The organism is Sphingomonas sp. LT1P40 (assembly GCF_036663835.1).
Lineage (GTDB): Bacteria > Pseudomonadota > Alphaproteobacteria > Sphingomonadales > Sphingomonadaceae > Sphingomonas.
Genome location: NZ_JAXOJT010000002.1, coordinates 1078265 through 1097349 on the forward strand (window position 1 = coordinate 1078265; position 19085 = coordinate 1097349).

General features: G+C 64.9%; 15 protein-coding genes and 1 pseudogene. 10 read left to right on the forward strand and 6 right to left on the reverse strand.

The annotated features are described in order from the left end of the window. Positions 1-120: 120 nt before the first annotated feature. The 4 genes and pseudogenes from U1702_RS16870 to U1702_RS16885 all read left to right on the forward strand — a co-directional run. Positions 121-801, forward strand: a pseudogene (locus tag U1702_RS16870) (ThuA domain-containing protein); the annotation flags it as partial. Continuing rightward, positions 793-1188: a cupin domain-containing protein gene (locus U1702_RS16875; RefSeq protein WP_332726417.1), complete on the forward strand. Its 396-nt coding sequence runs from the start codon at positions 793-795 to the stop codon at positions 1186-1188. The pseudogene U1702_RS16870 and the gene U1702_RS16875, both read left to right, overlap by 9 nt. Further along, on the forward strand, positions 1185-2765 hold the full coding sequence (locus tag U1702_RS16880) for a pectate lyase (RefSeq protein ID WP_332726331.1): 1581 nt from the start codon (positions 1185-1187) through the stop codon (positions 2763-2765). The genes U1702_RS16875 and U1702_RS16880 overlap by 4 nt, the downstream gene beginning before the upstream one ends. Before the next feature lie 19 nt (positions 2766-2784). Continuing rightward, a complete protein-coding gene (locus U1702_RS16885; protein ID WP_332726332.1) occupies positions 2785-4158 on the forward strand; it encodes a DUF4861 family protein in 1374 nt (457 codons plus the stop codon). A gap of 153 nt (positions 4159-4311) precedes the next feature. On the opposite strand, the gene U1702_RS16890 is transcribed toward U1702_RS16885, so the two are convergent. The 6 genes from U1702_RS16890 to U1702_RS16915 all read right to left on the reverse strand — a co-directional run bounded on the left by U1702_RS16890 (position 4312) and on the right by U1702_RS16915 (position 11142). Continuing rightward, entirely contained in the window at positions 4312-5859 is a 1548-nt protein-coding gene (locus U1702_RS16890) for a carboxylesterase/lipase family protein (protein WP_332726333.1), read from the reverse strand. Continuing rightward, the gene (locus U1702_RS16895; protein WP_332726334.1) at positions 5856-6866 is read right to left on the reverse strand and encodes a PfkB family carbohydrate kinase; all 1011 of its coding nucleotides are present in this window, start codon (positions 6864-6866) and stop codon (positions 5856-5858) included. The genes U1702_RS16890 and U1702_RS16895 overlap by 4 nt, the downstream gene beginning before the upstream one ends. Before the next feature lie 25 nt (positions 6867-6891). Further along, positions 6892-7647 (reverse strand): 2-dehydro-3-deoxy-D-gluconate 5-dehydrogenase KduD, encoded by a 756-nt coding sequence (gene kduD / locus U1702_RS16900; protein WP_332726335.1) that lies wholly within the window; start codon positions 7645-7647, stop codon positions 6892-6894. Between the two features lie 115 nt (positions 7648-7762). After that, a complete protein-coding gene (gene kduI / locus U1702_RS16905; RefSeq protein ID WP_332726336.1) occupies positions 7763-8605 on the reverse strand; it encodes a 5-dehydro-4-deoxy-D-glucuronate isomerase in 843 nt (280 codons plus the stop codon). Positions 8606-8617: 12 nt separating this feature from the next. Beyond that, positions 8618-10057: a glucuronate isomerase gene (uxaC, locus tag U1702_RS16910; RefSeq protein WP_332726337.1), complete on the reverse strand. Its 1440-nt coding sequence runs from the start codon at positions 10055-10057 to the stop codon at positions 8618-8620. Between the two features lie 65 nt (positions 10058-10122). After that, positions 10123-11142, reverse strand: coding sequence for a LacI family DNA-binding transcriptional regulator (locus tag U1702_RS16915; protein WP_332726338.1), 1020 nt, complete (start codon positions 11140-11142; stop codon positions 10123-10125). A gap of 73 nt (positions 11143-11215) precedes the next feature. On the opposite strand from U1702_RS16915, the gene U1702_RS16920 reads away from it, so the two are divergent. From U1702_RS16920 to U1702_RS16945, 6 genes are all read left to right on the forward strand, one after another. Continuing rightward, a complete protein-coding gene (locus tag U1702_RS16920; protein WP_332726418.1) occupies positions 11216-12688 on the forward strand; it encodes a UxaA family hydrolase in 1473 nt (490 codons plus the stop codon). Next, on the forward strand, positions 12685-14124 hold the full coding sequence (locus tag U1702_RS16925; protein WP_332726339.1) for a mannitol dehydrogenase family protein: 1440 nt from the start codon (positions 12685-12687) through the stop codon (positions 14122-14124). Before U1702_RS16920 ends, U1702_RS16925 begins: the two co-directional genes overlap by 4 nt. 67 nt (positions 14125-14191) lie before the next feature. After that, complete coding sequence (locus tag U1702_RS16930; protein ID WP_332726340.1) at positions 14192-15016, forward strand: 2-keto-4-pentenoate hydratase; 825 nt, start codon at positions 14192-14194, stop codon at positions 15014-15016. Then, positions 14997-16316 carry an MFS transporter gene (locus tag U1702_RS16935; protein ID WP_332726341.1) on the forward strand — a complete coding sequence of 440 codons (1320 nt, stop codon included), beginning with the start codon at positions 14997-14999 and terminating at the stop codon, positions 16314-16316. Before U1702_RS16930 ends, U1702_RS16935 begins: the two co-directional genes overlap by 20 nt. Before the next feature lie 85 nt (positions 16317-16401). Next, a complete protein-coding gene (locus U1702_RS16940) occupies positions 16402-16854 on the forward strand; it encodes a MarR family winged helix-turn-helix transcriptional regulator (RefSeq protein ID WP_332726342.1) in 453 nt (150 codons plus the stop codon). Between the two features lie 70 nt (positions 16855-16924). Next, positions 16925-19027, forward strand: coding sequence for a malate synthase G (locus U1702_RS16945; RefSeq protein ID WP_332726343.1), 2103 nt, complete (start codon positions 16925-16927; stop codon positions 19025-19027). Positions 19028-19085: the final 58 nt, after the last annotated feature.

Below are 19085 nucleotides of genomic sequence, written 5' to 3' on the forward strand. Positions count from 1 at the left end.
TCCGTGTCAAGAAGGCGTCTGTAGCGGTAACATCCGGATTGCACCGCGATTGTAGCATGCGACCGAGAGCGAAACGGCGAGGGAGGGAGACGGATGCGGCTGATTCTGCTGGCGCTGGGGATGTGGTTGCTGGCGGCCGCCGCGCCACCGCCGCCCACCCTCTTGATCTTCAGCCACACCACCGGCTTTCGTCACGAATCGATCGAACCGGCGATCGCGGCGATCACGCGGGCGGCACAGGCGAAGGGGTATGCGGTTCGAGCCAGCGAGGATCCGGCGCTGTTCGACGATGTCACGCAGCTTCGCGGGTTCGCGGCAATCGTGCTGGTCAGCACGACGACGAAGCCGAAAGAGCCGGCGAGCGAATGGCTGATCGGAAAACGCCGCGAGTCGCTGCAAGCCTTTGTGCGCGGCGGCGGCGGGATCGTCGGCGTGCATGGCGCAGCGGATTCGCATTACGGCTGGGACTGGTATGGCCGGATGATCGGGGCGCGGTTCGCGCGGCATCCGGCGGGAACGCCGAAGGGGCGGGTGACGCGCGCGGCGCTCGATCACCCGTCGATCCGCGATCTGCCCGCGACGTTCGAGTTGATCGACGAATGGTATTGGTACGACGATCTCGACCCGCGACTGCGGCCGCTGGTGATGCTCGACCCGGCTTCGATCGGCGAGAAGGGCGCAAACCCACGACCGCTGGCCTGGGCGCATGCGTTCGAGGGTGGGCGGGTTTTCTACACCGGCCTGGGCCACACCGTCGAAGCGTGGTCCGATCCGCGCATCGTCGGGCATGTGATGGGCGGGATCGACTGGGCGATCGGGCAGGGCGCACGCCCGATGGTCGTGGTCGATGAGGCCACCAAGCGCGTCGAAGAGCCGCCGCCGCACGGGAAGATCGGCATGAGCACCGCGTGGCGCATCACCGACGGGGTGCCGGGACGGATGATGGAGTATCGCAAACGCGCGCTGCATCGCGGGGCAGCGATCGGCGTCCATCCGATCGATCACGACGAGGTTTATTCGGTCATGTCCGGCACGGGCGTGGTCGAATCCGATGGAGCCGTCGCGCCGCTGAAGGCCGGCATGACCGCCTATCTCTATACCGGCGCGCGCGTCGGCATTCGCCAGACCGGCCGTGCGCCGCTGGTGCTCATCATCAGCTATCCGCTTGAAAAGGTTCCTGTAAAATGATTGCACGCCGCACCTTCCTCGCCGCCTCCGCCGCGATGGCCGCGCTCCCGCTTCAGGCCTGCGCGAAGACTGCGGATCGCACGCAGATCCTCGACACGATGAAGCGCGCGACGAAGTTCATGGTCGACAAAATCGCCTATCGCGGCGGCTATCTGTGGAGCTACCTCCCCGATCGTTCGCGCGTGTGGGGCGAGCTTGAGGCGCACAAGTCGATGGTGTGGGTGCAGCCGCCGGGGACGGCGACGATGGGGCATTTGTACCTCGACGCATGGCATGCGACCGGCGACGAGAGCTATTACGAGGCGGCGGCGCTGGCGGCGGGCGCGCTGATCGACGGGCAGTTGCCCAAGGGCGGCTGGCATTATTTCATCGATTTCGGCGGGGCTGAATCGACTCAGCGCTGGTACGACACGATCGGCAAGAATGCGTGGCGGCTGGAGGAATTTCAGCACCCATGGGGCAACGCCACCTTCGATGATGGCGGCACGGGCGAGGCGATCCGCTTCCTGACCCGAATCTTCGTGGCCAAGGGCGACGCGAAGTTCCGCCCCGGTCTCGACAAGGCGATCAACTTTGTTCTGGAGAGCCAGCTGGAGAATGGCGGCTGGCCGCAGCGTTGGCCGGGGGTCGCCGATGGCGGACTGCATGGGAAGCCCGATTATACCGGGCTCATCACCTTTAACGACGGCGTGATTGCCGACAATATCGACGTGCTGCTGACCTATCATCAGGCGATCGGCGATCCGCGCATTTTGCCCGCGATTCGGCGCGGCATGGATATTTATATCGCGTGCCAGCAGGCGGCTCCGCAAGCGGGCTGGGGACTGCAACACACATTCGACCTGAAGCCTGCGGGTGCGCGGACCTATGAGCCCAAGGCGCTCGTCACGCATACGACGGCGTCGAACATCGAGCAGTTGATGAGCTTTTACCGCCTGACCGGCGATGCGAAATATCTGGCGGGCATTCCGGCGGCGTTCGACTGGCTGGAGAGTGTGCGGCTGCCTGCGGAATTGCAGATTGGCGGGCGACAATTCCCGACCTTTGTCGAGATTGGCAGCAACAAGCCGCTGTTCGTCCACCGGCGCGGATCGAATGTCGTGAATGGCGAATATTATGCCGATTATGACGCGGCGAACACGATCGGCCATTACAATGCCCGCCGGTCGATCGACGTGCCGAAACTGCGCGCCGAATATGCCAAGCTGAAGGCGATGCCGGGGGCAGAGGCGGCGAAGGATTCACCACTGTTGAAAGAGCGTCAGCCGCTCAAGAAACTGTGGCTGGCCGAGGTCGATCCGGGGTCCGACAAGAACAGCGTGAAGGACGGGATGGACGCCCCCGCTTTGGCCGCTGCGCTGAATGCAGAGGGTTGGTGGCCGACCCAGCTTCAGTCGATGAGCCACCCCTATACTGCCGACGGATCGGCGACCATCACACCTGGGGACTATCGCTCGACCGATGTCGGCGACATCACCGATACCTCGCCATTCGACACCGAGGACGGGCCGGTCGCCATCTCGACTGGCACCTTCATCAATCATATGATAACACTAATGAAAGCGCTTCAAGCGTGAGGTAGAAGCAGGAGACGGCATGCCCGGGCGGCTTATTTGTATCGCGGCGCTGGCAGTGGCTGGCGCAGTTCCCGTCCAGGCAATGCCGTCCGATAACTGGTATGTCCGTGAGGACTTCAAGCCGGTCCGCAGGATCGCGATCCAGATCACCAACGACCTCAATCAGCCCGTTCGCGCGACGCCGGTGGTCATCACGCCCACGCAGATCCCCGAGCTTGCCGGGATGCACGAACTGACGGTGACGCTGGTCGATCCGGCGGGCGCGCCGCGCCCGGTGCCGACCAAGGAGCAACTGGCGGTGATGGGGCCGCACGGCATCCGGCAGGAGACCAATGGTCGCGCGCTCGACCTGCAGATGGACGATCTCGACAAGGATGGCGTGTGGGACGAATTGTTCTTTCAGGCCGATCTGAAGCCGCGTGAGACGCGGACCTATTATCTCTATCTCGGCTTTCACCAGCGCGGCTGGAACCCGCATGGCGCGGCGGCGGCGATCGGCAGCTATTCGCGGCACATGGTGCCGTTCTGGGAGTCCGGCAATGTCGGGTGGAAATTGTGGTTCCCCGACAGCGCCGACGTCTATGGCAAGCGCAAGAACATCCTCGTCGCGCCGCAGATATTGACGCAGAACTGGGACGGTTATGCGGTCGCCTATGTCGATCCGGCCTATGGCTCCGACATCATGTCGGTGGACGACAGTTTCGGCGGCGGCGGGATCGGGCTGTTCGAGACGCCGGGCAGCGACAAGGTTTCGCGGCCGCGATTCTCGCCGAATGCCGATGCGAAGGAGCGGTGGAATACCAACCAGCTGAAGGACACGCGCTATGCGTTCGAGGTGATCGTCAACGGCCCGCTGCGGTCGATGGTGCGGATCAAGACGATGAACTGGAATACCGGCAAGGGGCGGTATGCGCTGGAACAGGTCTATACCGCCTATGCCGGGCATAATTATGCGACGGCGAAGGTGCATTTCAGTCAATGGGATGGGGGGAAGGGCGTGCAGTTCGCGGCGGGTATCCGCAAGAAGGCGGGCGAGACGCTGGGGCTGCGGCAGGGCGGCGTGGTGGTGACGACGGCGCCCGAGGCGATCCGAAATCCCGACGATACGGACTCAACGCAGAATGCGCTGACGGTGGCTTATGCGGGTATCGGGCTGGTGGTGAAGGACAGTTATCGCGCGCGCCACGTCTCGGTCGCGCAGCAGCAGGGGAATGAGCTGTTTCGCTTCCCGGTGCGGGCGGACGGGCGCTACGAATATATGCTGGCCGCCGGGTGGAGCGAGGGCGAGGTGCTGAAGACTGCCGCCGAATTCCGCGATTATGTGGTGGGGGTATCGCGGGAGTATAACTCACCGGCGCGGCTGGCGGGGTTTAAGGTGGAGACGCGGGAGTAGGATGGGAGCCTTATCCTCCCCGGCACGGGGAGGTGGCAGCACGAAGTGCTGACGGAGGGGGCCATCCGCACCGGACTCGCTTGCCTCCCGCCCCCTCCACCACCGCTTCGCGGCGGTCCCCCTCCCCGTGCCGGGGAGGATAAAAATGGCCCTTCAAGTTCCCGGCTGAATGTACGGAATCCGCGCGAACAGTTCGCGCTGCCATTGGCGCGGATCGTTCGCCACCCGGCTGCGTGCATCGAAGAGCATCGTCTGGCGCTGCGGCAGCGTGTGTTTCGGCCATGCGGGAACACCCTTGCCGTTGGGGTTGCCCGTCGCCGCGAGGTTAACGAAGGCGTGGAGCATTGTGACGGACACCGCCCGAGCCGCCGGGCCGGTGCCGGACGTCGTCCCTTCCGCGCCGATCGTGCCGAACACCAGCGGGATGTCATGCGTGTGCGCGGCACCGCGATCGGGTTCTATCGGCGAGATGTAATCGAGCTGATAGACCCAGGCGGGGACGCCTGCTTTCGCGCGTTCTTCCGCCTCGATCACCTGGCCGCGCCAGCTCCGGCCGGCGGTGGTGGCGGCGTAGAAGATTTCGGTCGGGGACCAGCGGGGGAATTGCTTGCGATACTCGGCGACGACCCATTCGGGGTGGGCGTCGATGCGCAGGCGCGGGGCGATGCGGGCGGCGAGGTTGGCCCAGTCGAGCGTGCGGACAACGTCGGACTTGGGATCGTCGAAGGCGCGGGTCTCGTCGCGGGTATTGCCGAGGATCAGCGGGATGCCATTGCCCAGCGGATTGGCGTCGGGCCAGAAGGGGTGGCGGGTCAGCCATTTCATGTCGAGCACCGGGCCCATATAGACCCCGCCGCCGAGGATCGGGTCTTCGGCCTTCAGCCCCTCGATCAATTTCTCGACCGGCATGTCGATCAGGTCGCCGGGTTTGGCTTTCAACCGGTCGAGCAAGGCTTCGGCGCGGCGGGTGGCGTTCAACGGGCCGCTGGCGGTGACTTGCTGACCGGACATCGTTGCGGCGGTGTGGAACAGGCCTGTGGCGGCGGGCATGCCCATCAGCGTGGCGATCTTCGCACCTCCGCCGGACTGGCCGAACACCATCACCCTGCGCGGATCGCCGCCGAATCCGGCGATGTTGTCGCGCACCCATTTCAGCGCGAGGATCAGGTCGAGCTGGCCGTTATTGCCGCTGTCGGGGAAGCGAGGATCGAGCCGGGCGAGGTACAGATAACCCAGCGCATTGAGCCGGTGATTGACGGTGACGACGACCACATCGCCTTTTTCAGCGAGCGTCTGGCCGAACACTTGCGGTTCGATGACGGTGCCGTTCGAGTAAGCGCCGCCGTGGAAATAGACCATGACGGGGCGGCTCGCGTTCGAGTTGGCTTGCGGCGTCCAGACGTTGAGGAACAGGCAATCCTCGCGCTGGTTGGATGCGCGCCCGGTTTGCGGGCAACTGGCGGCGAACTCGGTGGCGGTCAGCGTGTCACGGGCCGCATCCGGTGCGCTCGCGGGGCGGAAGCGGGTGCGGCTGGTGTCGTTGCCATAGCGGATACCGAGAAAGGCGGCGGTGTTGCCGTCGCGCTTGCCCTGCCAGCGTCCGCCCTTGCCGGTGGCGACGGGGTCGGTCTGGGCGAACGCGGCGGTGGGCAGGGCCGTCAGTATGGCACCCGCCCCCAGAAGCGTCCGCCGCCCGATCACCGTCGCACGTCCAGTCCGCCTTCGAGGAACGCGTCGATGTCCGCCTGCCCGAACAGGCTGGCGTCGCCGGGGAGCGAATGCTTGAGGCAGGTGAGCGCGAGGCCCGAAGTGACAATGCCCTCCAAATCCTGTCCCGACAGCACGCCGTGGAGGATACCTGCCGCAAAGGCGTCCCCGCCGCCGATGCGATCGATGATCCCGGCAACCACGACTTCCTCGGTCTGGTAGCCGCGCTCGGGCGTGTCGATCCGACCGGCGATGCGGTGGCGGTCGGCATCGTCGACATGGCGTGCGGTCGAGGCGATGCGTTTCAGGTTCGGGAAGGCGTCGAAGGCGGCCTCGGCAGCCTCGCGGCGGCGGTCGGACCCGTCACCGGAGAAGGTCTTGCCGAGCAGCAGCGAGACATCGCGGTGGTTGCCGAACATCGTGTCGGCGAGGCTGACGAGTTGGGTCAGCACCCCGCGCGGATCGCTGTCCCATGCTTTCCACAGGCGGGCGCGGTAATTGCCGTCGAAGCTGACGGGCACGCCCATGTCGCGTGCGGTCTCGGCAGCGCGAATCGCGGCCTGCGCAGTCGCGGGGCCGAGTGCGGGGGTGATGCCGGAGAGGTGGAGCATGCTCGCGCCGTTGAGGATCGTGCGCCAGTCGAACGCGTCGGCCGGGGCTTCGGCGAAGGACGAGGCGGCGCGGTCATAGACGATATCGGAGGCGCGAAGGCCCGCGCCGACCGACAGGAAATACAGCCCCATGCGGCCGTCGCGCAACTGGACGTTCGACGCATCGACGCCGTAGCCGCGCACGAAGCGGATCGCGGCCTGACCCAGTGGATTGTCCGGCACCGCGCTGACCATTGAAACCGGGTGGCCAAGGCTGGCGAGGCCGACGCCGACATTGGCCTCGGCACCGCCGACATGCACGTCGAGGTGGCCGGTCTGCATCAGCAACTCGCGGCCGGGCGCGGTAAGGCGGAGCAGGAGTTCCCCGAAACAGACGATGCGACCGGTCATTACGCTTTTCCCCGCGACGCTGGCATCACCGCGCCAGCCAGCCGCCATCTACCGCGAGGATGTGGCCCTGCACATAGTCCGATGCGCTGGAGGCGAGGAAAACCGCCGCGCCGCCAAGATCGGATGGATCACCCCAGCGGCCCGCCGGAATACGCTCCATGATCGATCGGTTGCGGTTCTCATCCGCCTGCAGCGCCGCCGTATTGTTGGTGGCGATATAGCCGGGCGCAATCGCGTTGACGGTGATGCCCTTGCTTGCCCATTCGTTTGCCAGCAGCTTGGTCAGGCCGCCCACGCCCGATTTGGATGCGGTGTAGCTCGGCACGCGGATGCCGCCCTGAAAGGTCAGCATCGAGGCGATGTTGATGATCTTGCCGCCGCCATTGGGGATCATGTGCCGCGCCGCCGCCTGGCACAGGAAGAACACCGATTTGAGGTTGGTGTCCATCACCGTGTTCCAGTCTTCCTCGGTAAAATCGACCGCATCGTTGCGGCGGATGATGCCGGCATTGTTGACGAGGATGTCGAGACCGCCGAGCTTATCCAGCGTCTCTTCCACCACGCGCTGGACCGGCTCGATCGTCGAGAGGTCGGCGCTGATGATCTCGGCGCGGCGGCCGAGCGCGCGGACTTTTTCGACGGTTTCGGTCGCGGCGGAGCGGCCGACGGCGGCGATGTCCGCACCGGCGGCGGCGAGGGCCAGCGCGATGCCCTGGCCGATGCCGGTGTTGGCACCGGTGACGATGGCAACCTTGCCGGTCAGGTCGAAGGGGTTGGTCATGGGTCGTTCCAAGTCCCCCTCCCGCTTGCGGGAGGGGTTAGGGGAGGGACTGTTTCGGACGGAGGACTGGCGGACAAGCCCTCCCCCAACCCCTCCCGCAAGCGGGAGGGGAGCTTCACGCCAGCTGGCAGATGTCGAGGACGTTCATGTCGGTATAATCCTGGTTCTCGCCAGCCATCGCCCAGATGAACGCATAGGCCTTGGTGCCGGAACCCATATGGACCGACCAGGGCGGGCTGATCACGGCCTCTTCGTTCTGGATCACGATGTGACGCATCGCGTCTTCTTCGCCCATGTAATGGAACACGCGATCCTTATCGAGATCGTCCAGTTCGAAGTAGAAATAGATCTCGCTGCGGCGCTCGTGAATGTGCGGTGGCATGGTGTTCCACACGCTGCCGGGCTTCAGCACGGTCAGGCCCATGACCAGCTGCGCGCTGTCGCACACGCCGGGGATGACGAGCTGAAAGATGGTGCGCTCGTTCGATTCCTCCAGGCTGCCGCGCTCGAGCTTGTTGGCGTCGGCGATGCCGAGCTTGCGGGTCTGGAAGCCCTTATGCGCGGGGCATGAGGCGATGTAGAAGCGCGCGCCGGGGCCGCTGAACGACACGTCCTTTGCGCCCATCGTGACGTAGAGGCAGTCCTTGTTGCCCAGCGTGAAGCTCTCGCCATCGACGGTGACGGTGCCTTCGACGCTGCCGACATTGACGACCGCCATCTCGCGGCGTTCGAGGAAGGGGTGGCCGACGGCGGAGGCGGGTTCGGTCTGCGCGGGGAGCAGCACCGGGGCGCTGCCGACCGCGACGCCGCCGATCACGAAACGGTCGGCATGCGTGTAGTTGAGGACGACCTCGCCTTCGCGGAACAGGCCGGGGATCAGATAGCGGTCGCGCAGTTCCTCATTGGAGACGCACTCCATCATGTCGGGATGCGTGGCGTAGTAAGTGCGATCGAACATGGGAGACTCCAGTCAGGCCGCTGCTGCGACCGGGGTGAGATTATCGAGTTTATAGGCTTTGCGGACGAGGCCGTTGGTCAGTTCCTGCGCCAGATCGACGGCTTCCCAATCCTCCAGCCGCCCTTCGGCGACGAGGCGGGCGAGGAAGCCGCAATCGATGCGGCGCGCAACATCGTGCCGCGCGGGGATCGACAGGAAGGCGCGGGTGTCGTCGTTGAAGCCGACGGTGTTGTAGAAACCGGCGGTCTCGGTCGTCATCTCGCGGAAACGGCGCATGCCCTCCGGCGAATCGTGGAACCACCAGCTCGGGCCAAGTCGCAGGCAAGGATAATGACCCGCCAGCGGCGCGAGCTCGCGGGCGTAGGTGGACTCGTCAAGGGTGAAGAGGATGACGGTCAGGTCCGGCTCGTTGCCGACCACGTCCAGCATCGGTTTCAGCGCGCCGACATAATCGGTGCGGGTCGGAATATCCGCACCCTTGTCGCGGCCGTGGCTGTGGAACAGCTTGGCATTATGGTTGCGGCAGGCGCCGGGATGGATCTGCATCGTCATGCCATCCTCGACGCTCATCTTCGCCATTTCGGTGAGCATTTGCGCGCGGAACAGCTCGGCGTCGGCGGCGTCCCATGTGCCGCCGATGATGCGTGCGAACAGGGTTTCTGACTCGGCGGTCGAGAGGTTGGCGGTCTGCGCGGTGGCGAAGCCGTGGTCGGTAGCGGTCGCCCCGGCGATGCGGAAATCGGCGCGGCGCTTGCGGTGCGCGGCGAGATAGCCGGTCCAGCTGTGGACATCTTCACCCGTCAGGCCGGCGAATGCTTCGAGCGCGCCCGCGAATGCCTCATGCTCGACATCGATCACCGAATCGGGGCGATAGGTGGTGACGACGCGTCCGGCCCAGCCCGATTTGCGGATCGCAGCATGATGTTCGAGCGGATCGTCCGCGCCCTCGGTCGTGGCGAGGAAGTCGATGCGGAAGCGATCGAACAACGCGCGCGGGCGGAATTCCGGGGTGGCGAGGGCTGCGTTGATCGCGTCGTAATAGCTGTCGGCGGTGGCGGCTTCGAGCGCCTGGTTGAAGCCGAACACTTCCGCGAAAACATGGTCGAGCCACATGCGCGAGGGCGTGCCGCGAAACAGGTGATAGTTGCTGGCGAACAGCCGCCACGCCGCGCGCGGATCCGTTGCAGGGACGCCGCTCAGCCGTGGCACGCGTAGCGCGTCGAGGTCCACCCCCTGCGAATAGAGCATGCGGAACACATAATGGTCTGGCGCGAGCAGCAATTCGGTCGCGTTTTCCCACGCATCGTTGGTTGCAAACCACGCCGGATCGGTGTGACCGTGCGGGCTTACGATCGGCAGGTCCGCGACCTCCGCATATAGCGTGCGGGCGATGCTGCGCGTCGTCGGGTCGGCGGGAAACAGCCGGTCGGGATCGAGTGCCAGAGGGCGCACTGCCGAACTTCCTCTCTCTAGTTTGTCCCGACCCGGTAACCGGTGTCAGGTTCTTTTTCAACGCTTCATTCCATCGGGGCAGCAACCGAAGCGCGACGGATCAGGGTCGATACGAACAGCGATTCGCCACTTTCCTCATCTTCGCCGTCCCCGATCAACTTCAATCCGGCGGCCCGTGCCATCGTTGCGATCGGCCAGCGAACCGTGGTGAGCGGCGGCCAGAGGTGCGAGGCGATCGAGGTGTCGTCGAAGCCGACGATCGACAGGTCGCGCGGGACTTCCAGCCCGCGTTGCCGGGCGGTGTGGAGGACGCCCGCCGCCATCGCATCGTTCGAACTGAACACGGCGGTCGGACGCGGCGACAGGTCGAGCAGGCGCTCTGCCGCGCGCATGCCGGATTCGAACGTATAGTCGCCCTGTGCGATCAGCGTGCGCTGGATCGGGATATCGGCGGCGTCGAGTGCGGCTTCATAACCCTGTTGCCGCTCATGCGCCGAACGGAAGCCATGCGGGCCGATGACAAGACCGATGCGGCGATGCCCCGCCTCGATCAGATGCGTCACCGCGCCGCACACCGCCTCACGGTCGTTGGACGCGACCATGTGATTGTCGTCGTCGAACGGGGCCGATCCCATCCTGACGTAACGCGCGCCGATTTCCTCGCACAGCGCGGCTAGCGTGTCGTTTTCGGAGATCGGCGGCAGGATCATCACGCCATAGGGCCGCTGGCGTTCGAGGAAGCGGCGGATATCGTCGAGCATCGTCGGGGAGCCGCGATCGACCGGGTGGACGATCAGCTCGAACTCGGTGTCGCGCAGCACCTCCAGCAACCCCTGTTGCACGTTCAGCACCATGTGCGGGTTGGGGTTGTCGTGGATCAGGCCGATCAGGAAATTGCGGCGCAGCGCCAGCGCGCGCGCCTGCGGATTGGGCACATAGCCGATGTCGGCGATAACCTTCTCCACCCGCTCGCGCGTTTCCTGATTCAGCAGGGGGGAGCGGTTGATGACACGGCTGACCGTCTTTTTCGAAACGTTCGCCAGTCGCGCGACGTCGTTGATTGTTGCCTGCCCCGTTTTCTTCATGGCGATTGCATAGCGCGCAACCGACCCCTAGCCAATCGTGGCAGTGTGAAGTAGTGACACCGGTATTCGTATGATGAATCTTGCTGCTCTTCAAATCCATCCCGCTGATAGCGTGGCGACGGCGTTGCGTGACCTAGCCGCAGGGGAAACCATACTCGGCGTGACGCTGAGCGATGCGGTGCCGCGCGCGCACAAACTGGCGTTGATCCCGCATGCACCGGGCGATCCGGTCGTCAAATATGGCTTTCCGATCGGGCGCGCGACGGCGGCGATCGCGCCGGGTGCGCATGTTCATGCGCATAATGTGGCGACTGCGCTGGTGGGTGAGGCGGCCTACGACGCGGGCGCGGGCATCGCGGCGCGCAAGTCGATTCCCTCGCCGGTGCGCTGGCGCGGCTATGCGCGGGCCGATGGGCGGGCGGGGACGCGCAACGAGATCTGGGTGCTGCCGACCGTTGGCTGTGTCGCGCGCACGGCACAAAAGATCGCGGCGAAGGCCGGTGTGCTGGTGCCGGCAGGAATCGACGGTGTGCATGCCTTCACCCACCCGTTCGGCTGTTCGCAGCTGGGTGGCGATCTGGATGGGACGCGCTCGATTTTGGCGGGGCTGGCGCGGCATCCCAATGCGGGTGGGGTGCTGCTGGTCGGGCTCGGGTGCGAATCGAACCAATTGTCGGCGCTGCTGGAAACGCTGCCAGCCGATGTGCGTGCGCGGGTGCGGACGGTTGGCGCGCAGGCGGCGTCGGACGAGATTGCCGAGGGTGTAGCGGCGGTGCTTGAGCTGGCGGAGATCGCGGCGACCGCAACGCGTGAGGAAATGGGGCTGGACCGGCTGGTGCTGGGGGTGAAGTGCGGCGGGTCGGACGGGCTGTCCGGGCTGACCGCCAATCCGCTGGTCGGCGTCATGGCCGATCGCGTGACCGGTGCCGGGGGCACCGCGATCCTGACCGAGATTCCGGAGATTTTCGGGGCCGAGCAATTGCTGATGGCGCGCGCCGCCGATGCGGCGACGTTCGATGCGATCGGCGCGCTGGTGAACCGCTTCAAACGCTATTTCCTCGACCATGGCGAGCCGGTGTCGGAGAATCCGTCGCCGGGGAATATCGCGGGCGGCATCACCACGCTGGAGGAAAAGAGCCTGGGCGCGGTGCAAAAGGGCGGGCAGGCGATCGTCACCGATGTGATCGATTATGGCGCGCAAGTGAAGCGGCGCGGACTGACGCTGCTGGAGGCGCCGGGCAATGATGCGGTGTCGTCGACCGCGCTGTCGGCGGCGGGGGCGACGGTGATTTTGTTCACCACCGGGCGGGGAACGCCGGTGGGGTTTCCAGCACCGACGCTGAAGATCGCGTCGAATTCGGACCTTGCCGCGCGCAAATCCGGCTGGATCGATTTCGACGCGGGGCGGGTGTTGACCGAGGGTGCGGATGCGGCGGCGGATCACCTGTTGCAGAAAATCGCCGCGATCGCTTCGGGTGAAGAAGTTGCAGCTGAGCGCAATGACGAGCGCGAGATTGCGATCTGGAAACGGGGTGTGACGCTATGAACCGACTGTCGCTTGAGACGCTGGCTGCGCTGCCCGCAGGCGTGGCGCGTCCGGCCTATGATCCGGCGAGCGTATCGATCGGTGTCGTCCATTTCGGGCCGGGGGCGTTTCACCGGGCGCATCAGGCGGCCTATTTCGACCTGGTGCTGGCGAGCGATCCGCGTTGGGGAATTGCGGCGGTGTCGCTGCGGTCGGCGGGAACGGTCGAGGCGCTGGCGGCGCAGGATGGGCTTTACACACTGGGTGTATTGGACCGCGAGCCGTCGATGCGGGTGATCGGCGCGCATCGTGAGTGGATCGGGCCGGGCGGCGGTAAGCGTGTGGCGGAATTGTTGGCGGACCCGGCGGTACGGATCGTGACTTCGACGGTGACCGAGAAGGGCTATTGCCTGAGCGGTGACGGGACGCTCGATATGGCGCACCCCGATATCGTACATGACCATGAGGGTGGCGAGCCGCGGAGTTTCGTGGGCTGGCTGGTAGCCGGGTTCGCGGCGCGGCGGGCCGCAGGGGTGGCTCCATTCGCGGTGCTGTGTTGTGACAATCTGTCGGGCAACGGCGGCAAGTTGCGTGCGGCGACGATCGCACTGGCGGCGACTCGCGATGCTGAACTGGCGACGTGGATCGCGGCGGAGGCGGCGTTTCCCGATACGATGGTTGATTCGATTACGCCCGCGAGCGACGCCGCGTTTCTGGCGCGGATTGCCGACGGGATCGGGCTGAAGGATCGCGCGGCGGTGCAGCGTGAGGCGTTCACGCAATGGGTGATCGGACCATATGAACTGGCCGACGGCCCCGACCTTGCGGGCGCGGGGGCGACATTGACTAGCGATGTCGGCGGTTATGAGCGGGCCAAGTTGCGCATTCTGAACGGGCTGCACTCCAGCCAGGCCTATCTGGGGCTGGCGCTAGGACTTGAAACCGTCGCCGATACGATGGTTGAGCCGAAGCTGGCGGCGTTTGTTGAGCGGCTGGCGCTGGAGGATATCGTGCCGGTGCTCGATCCAGTCGCCGGATTGGACCATGCGGCTTATACGCAGGACGTGCTGACGCGCTTCCGCAATCCGGCGATCCGGCATCTGTTGTCACAGATCGCGTGGGACGGGTCGCAAAAGCTGCCGTACCGGCTGCTCGATACCGTTGCGGCGGTGATCCGGGCGGGGCGGCCGGTCGATCGGCTGGCAGTGCCGGTGGCGGCGTGGATGGCGTTTATCGCGGCGCGCGTAGATGCGGGCGAGGCGATTACCGATCCCCTGGCCGCGCAACTGGCGGAGGTCGCACTCGGCGCGGACCCGGCACAATTAACGGAACGATTATTGGCACTCGATGCGATTTTCCCGCCCGCACTGACGGCGTATGCGCCGTTCCGTAACGCCGTCGAAAGCGCGCTTGCCGCGATCCGCAACGGCGAGACTGCGACGTTGCTGGATCGATGATACAGCGCCCTTGTCAATGACACCGGTTTCCATTACCCCCGGCGCAAAGAAGATGAGTGAGGGGTGGATGAACAGATTGGACGGGATTGCGGAGGCGTTCGTCGCCGCGCGCCGCACCGCGAGCGGGCTGCCCGACTATCCCGGCGAACCGCCGTCCTCGATCGCGGATGCCTATGCCATTCAGGATCGTGCGCTGGCGCTGGCGAGTGGCGATGTCGTGGGGTGGAAAGTCGGCAAGATCGGCCCGCCGCTCGACGGCGAACTGGGCACCAACCGCTTGGCCGGACCGATTTTCGCCGACAGCGTGTGCGATGCCACCGACGGGCTGGCGATGCCGGTGTTCGCGGAAGGTTTTGCGGCGGCTGAGGCGGAGTTTCTGCTACGCATCGCCCGCACCCCCGATCCGACGAAAACCAGTTACACGATGGAGGAAGCGGCCGACCTGATCGACGCGGTGCATGTCGGACTGGAGATTGCCAGTTCGCCCTTTCCCGGCATCAACGCGATGGGGCCGTTGGTCACCATTTCCGATTTCGGCAACAATTACGGGCTGGTGATTGGCGATGCGATTGCCAACTGGCACAATGTCGATTTCATCGACTGGCCGGTTTCCCTGACGATCGACGGTGTCGAGGCGGGCGCGGCGACGGCGGCGCAGATGCTGGACGGCCCAATCGGTGCCGCGCGCTTCCTGTTCGAGGCGCTCGCCGCACGCGGCATCGCGCTCAAGGCCGGACAATGGGTTTCGTCGGGCGCAGTAACCGGCGTACACGAAGTCGCGCCGGGCGCGCACGTCGTCGCCATGTTCAAGGATATGCGTGTGAGCTGCTCGATCGAAGCAGCCACGCCCGAGAGGAAGCAGGAGAAGCTAAATGGACACGACGCGGGCTGAAAACCCGGCCGAAACGGTACGCGCAGCAGTGGTTGCGAAAGTGGGCGGGCGTCGCTGGCTGATTATCGCGCTGCTGTTTTTCGCCACCACGGTCAATTATATCGACCGCACGATGCTGGGGCTTCTCGCGCCCGGGCTGGGCGAAGAGCTTGGCTGGAACGAGAATGATTACGGCAACATCGTCACTGCGTTTCAGGCGGCCTATGCGTTAGGCTTCTTGCTGATGGGCTGGCTGGTCGACCGGTTCGGGCCGAAGATCGGCTATGGCATCGCCATCACGATCTGGACGGTGGGCCATGTCGCGCACGGCTTCGCCTCCTCGGTCGCATCGTTCATGGCGGCGCGCGTCGTGCTGGGCGTGGGCGAGGCCGGGCATTTTCCTTCGGTCGTGCGGGCGAGCAGCGAATGGTTTCCCCAGAAGGAACGCGCTTACGCCATCGGTTGGGTCAACTCCGCGACCACGATCGGTGTGATCCTGACCGCGCCGACCCTGTGGGTGTTCATGACCTGGCTGGGTTTGGACTGGCGCGACACCTTTATCTATTCGGGCCTGTTCGGCGTCATTCTGCTGATCCTGTGGCTGAAATTCTATAACAACCCGCGCGAAACCGGCACGGTAAGCGAGGGCGAGCTGGCGTGGATCGAGCATGATCCGCCGGAACAGGTCGAAAAGATCGGCTGGAGCGCGGTGGTGCGCACGCGCGAGGCATGGGCGTTCGCCATCGGCAAATTCCTGACCGATCCGGTGTGGTTCCTGATGCTGTTCTGGCTGCCGAAGTATTTCAGCTCGACCTATAATGTCGACCTGAAGGTCGTGCTGTTGCCGATGATCGTCATGTATCTGTTGTCGGACGTCGGCAGCATCGCGGGCGGGTGGCTGTCGTCCAAACTGATCCAGCGCGGGCATAGCGTGAACTTCGCGCGCAAGACGACGATGTTGATCGCCGGGTGTTGCGTGTTGCCGTTGCTGTTCGTCAGCGGGCTGGAGAATATGTGGCTGGCAGTGGTGCTGATCGGCATCGCGCTGGCGGGGCATCAGGCGTTTTCATCGAACATTCTGTCGATCCCGCCCGACATGTTCCCCAAACGTGCGGTGGGTTCGGTCATCGGGCTGGGCGGGTTCGCGGGCGGCGTCGGCGGCATGATTATGGCCAAGTCCACCGGGCTGGTTCTGGATGCGACGGCCGGCAATTACACGCTGATCTTTGCGGCGTGCACCGTGACCTATTTCATCGCGGTCGCGGCGATCCACCTGTTGTCGCCACGGCTGGAGCGGGTCCAGGCGCGTGAAATGACCTGATATAATCTGTCGAAAGTCCCGGTTGGGGCGCAATGAAGCTTTGCTGTCATTGCGTCCGAACCGGGATTTGGGCATTTAGTGTCATATGACGGCAACACTCAAACTCGATGCGTTCCTGCCTTACCGCCTGTCGGTGGCGTCGAACCGCGTGTCGGGGACGATCGCCGGGGCCTATCACGCCCAGTTCGGCCTGCGCATCCCGGAGTGGCGGCTGGTCACTGTGCTTGCCGAGTTCGGATCGATGAGCCAGCAGGCGCTGTGTGGACGCACGCGGATGGACAAGGTGACAGTGAGCCGCGCGGCGATCTCGCTGTACGAACGCGCGCTGATTACCCGCACGCCTAATCCGGACGACCAGCGCTCGCATCTGCTCGACCTCAGCGGCGATGGCTGGGCACTGTACCGCCAGATCGCGCCCCAGGCGCTTGAGCTGGAACGTCGCATTTTCGCCAGCCTGACCGACGACGAACAGTCGCAGCTGCGCGCGATGCTGGAACGGGTCGAGGCGGCGGCGGCGGCGATCGATCCGGGGTCTTGATCGACCCCGCCCACCTCCTCTAAGCAGCGACCGCCTCCCCAGGGCACACAGGTTACCCAGGAGGATTCCAATGACTGCTTATCAGACTCGCGCCGGACTTTCGGTGGCCGAGCCGCTTGCGCGCTTCGTCGAGGAACGGGTGCTGCCCGATCTGGACATCGCGGCCGAGGCGTTCTGGAGCGACGCATCGGCGATCTTCGAGAAATTTGCGGGTGAGAATCGCGGGCTGCTGGCGAAGCGCGACATGCTGCAGGAGCAGATCGATGTCTGGTGCATGGACGATCCGGCGCGGGCGAGCGATCCGGCGGCGCAGGAAGCGTTCCTGAAATCGATCGACTATCTGGTTGCCGAGCCGGACGAGTTTGCAGTGACGACGGAACATGTCGATGCCGAAGTTGCGACGATGGCGGGGCCGCAACTCGTCGTTCCCGCGCTGAATGCCCGATTTGTCCTCAACGCCGCCAATGCGCGATGGGGAAGTTTGTATGACGCGCTCTATGGCACCGATGCGCTGCCGGGAAATGCGACACCGGGCGGTTATGACGCAGCGCGCGGCGCACAGGTAATCGCCGCGGCGAAAGCGTTTCTGGATGAGGCCGTACCGCTGACGGGCATGAAGTGGACGGACTTTGCGGGCGGCGACCTGCCATTGGCCGATCCGGCGCAGCTGGTGGGGACGCGCGGCGAAACGTTGTTGTTCGTGCACAACGGCCTGCATATCGAAGTGGTGATCGACCGCAGCCACATCATCGGGCGCGGCGATCCGGCCGGGATTGCCGATGTCGTGCTGGAAAGTGCGCTGACCGCGATCGTCGATCTGGAGGATTCGATCGCGGCGGTCGATGCCGAGGACAAGGTCGCGGCCTATGCCAATTGGCTGGGGCTGATGCGCGGCGATTTGACCGAGACGTTCGAGAAGGGCGGCAAGACGCTGACTCGCGAACTGGCGGCGGACCGTGTGTATCAGCGGCCACACGCCAGCGATCTGACCTTGCCCGGTCGTTCGCTGCTGTTCGTGCGCAATGTCGGGCATCTGATGACCACGCCAGCGGTGATGATCGAAGGCGGTGAAGCGCCAGAAGGCATCCTCGACGCGATCATGACCAGCCTTATCGCATTGTATGACCTGCGCGGCCTGGGGACGCATCGCAACAGCCGTGCGGGCAGCGTCTATATCGTGAAGCCGAAGATGCACGGGCCGCAGGAGGCTGGGTTCACCAACCGGCTGTTCGACGCGGTGGAGGATATGCTGGGCCTCGACCGCCACACGATCAAGGTCGGGGTGATGGATGAGGAGCGGCGGACCTCCGCCAACCTCGCCGCGTGCATCAAGGCCGTGAAAGGGCGGATCGCGTTCATCAACACTGGCTTCCTCGACCGCACCGGCGACGAGATCCATACATCGATGCGCGCCGGGCCGATGGTGCCCAAGGCGGAGATGAAGGCGTCGAGCTGGATCAAGGCGTATGAGGATCGCAATGTTCGCATCGGGCTGAAGCACGGGCTGTCGGGCAAGGCGCAGATCGGCAAGGGGATGTGGGCGGCACCCGACCGGATGGCGGAGATGATCGAGGTGAAGATCGGCCATCCGATGAGCGGCGCGAATACCGCGTGGGTGCCTTCGCCGACCGCCGCGACGCTGCACGCGATGCATTATCACAAGGTCGATGTGTTCGCGCGGCAGCGGGAGATTGCCGGGGAGGCGGTGCCGCCACTCGGGCCATTGCTGACGATCCCGGTGGCACAGGCGGGGCGCAACTGGACGCCGGATGAGGTCGCGCGCGAGCTGGATAACAACGCGCAGGGCATCCTTGGCTATGTCGTTCGCTGGATCGATCAGGGCGTCGGTTGTTCCAAGGTGCCGGATATCCACGATATCGGCCTGATGGAGGATCGCGCGACGTTGCGCATCAGCTCGCAGCATATGGCCAACTGGCTGCTGCACGGGGTTGCGACCGAGGACGATATCGATGCGGCGCTCGTGCGAATGGCAGCGAAGGTCGATGCGCAGAATGAAGGCGATCCGCTATATCAGCCGATGGCGGGGAACGAGAACACCAGCCTGGCGTATCACGCCGCCCGCTCGCTGGTGTTCGAGGGGTCGGCGCAGCCCAATGGCTATACCGAGCCGCTGTTGCACCGGTTCCGCGCCGAGGCGAAGGCACGCGGCTGAAATCGAACGATTTATCGCTTGAACCTTCCACCCGCTCGCTCGTTAGGTTAGCGAGCGG

Coding starts and splice junctions, on each gene's coding strand:
- U1702_RS16920 (WP_332726418.1), top strand. CDS start 11,216: ATGAATCTTGCTGCTCTTCAAATCCATCCCGCTGATAGCGTGGCGACG.
- U1702_RS16915 (WP_332726338.1), bottom strand. CDS start 11,142: ATGAAGAAAACGGGGCAGGCAACAATCAACGACGTCGCGCGACTGGCG.
- U1702_RS16885 (WP_332726332.1), top strand. CDS start 2,785: ATGCCCGGGCGGCTTATTTGTATCGCGGCGCTGGCAGTGGCTGGCGCA.
- kduD (WP_332726335.1), bottom strand. CDS start 7,647: ATGACCAACCCCTTCGACCTGACCGGCAAGGTTGCCATCGTCACCGGT.
- U1702_RS16895 (WP_332726334.1), bottom strand. CDS start 6,866: ATGACCGGTCGCATCGTCTGTTTCGGGGAACTCCTGCTCCGCCTTACC.
- U1702_RS16935 (WP_332726341.1), top strand. CDS start 14,997: ATGGACACGACGCGGGCTGAAAACCCGGCCGAAACGGTACGCGCAGCA.
- kduI (WP_332726336.1), bottom strand. CDS start 8,605: ATGTTCGATCGCACTTACTACGCCACGCATCCCGACATGATGGAGTGC.
- U1702_RS16930 (WP_332726340.1), top strand. CDS start 14,192: ATGAACAGATTGGACGGGATTGCGGAGGCGTTCGTCGCCGCGCGCCGC.
- U1702_RS16940 (WP_332726342.1), top strand. CDS start 16,402: ATGACGGCAACACTCAAACTCGATGCGTTCCTGCCTTACCGCCTGTCG.
- U1702_RS16945 (WP_332726343.1), top strand. CDS start 16,925: ATGACTGCTTATCAGACTCGCGCCGGACTTTCGGTGGCCGAGCCGCTT.
- U1702_RS16925 (WP_332726339.1), top strand. CDS start 12,685: ATGAACCGACTGTCGCTTGAGACGCTGGCTGCGCTGCCCGCAGGCGTG.
- U1702_RS16875 (WP_332726417.1), top strand. CDS start 793: ATGGGCGGGATCGACTGGGCGATCGGGCAGGGCGCACGCCCGATGGTC.
- U1702_RS16880 (WP_332726331.1), top strand. CDS start 1,185: ATGATTGCACGCCGCACCTTCCTCGCCGCCTCCGCCGCGATGGCCGCG.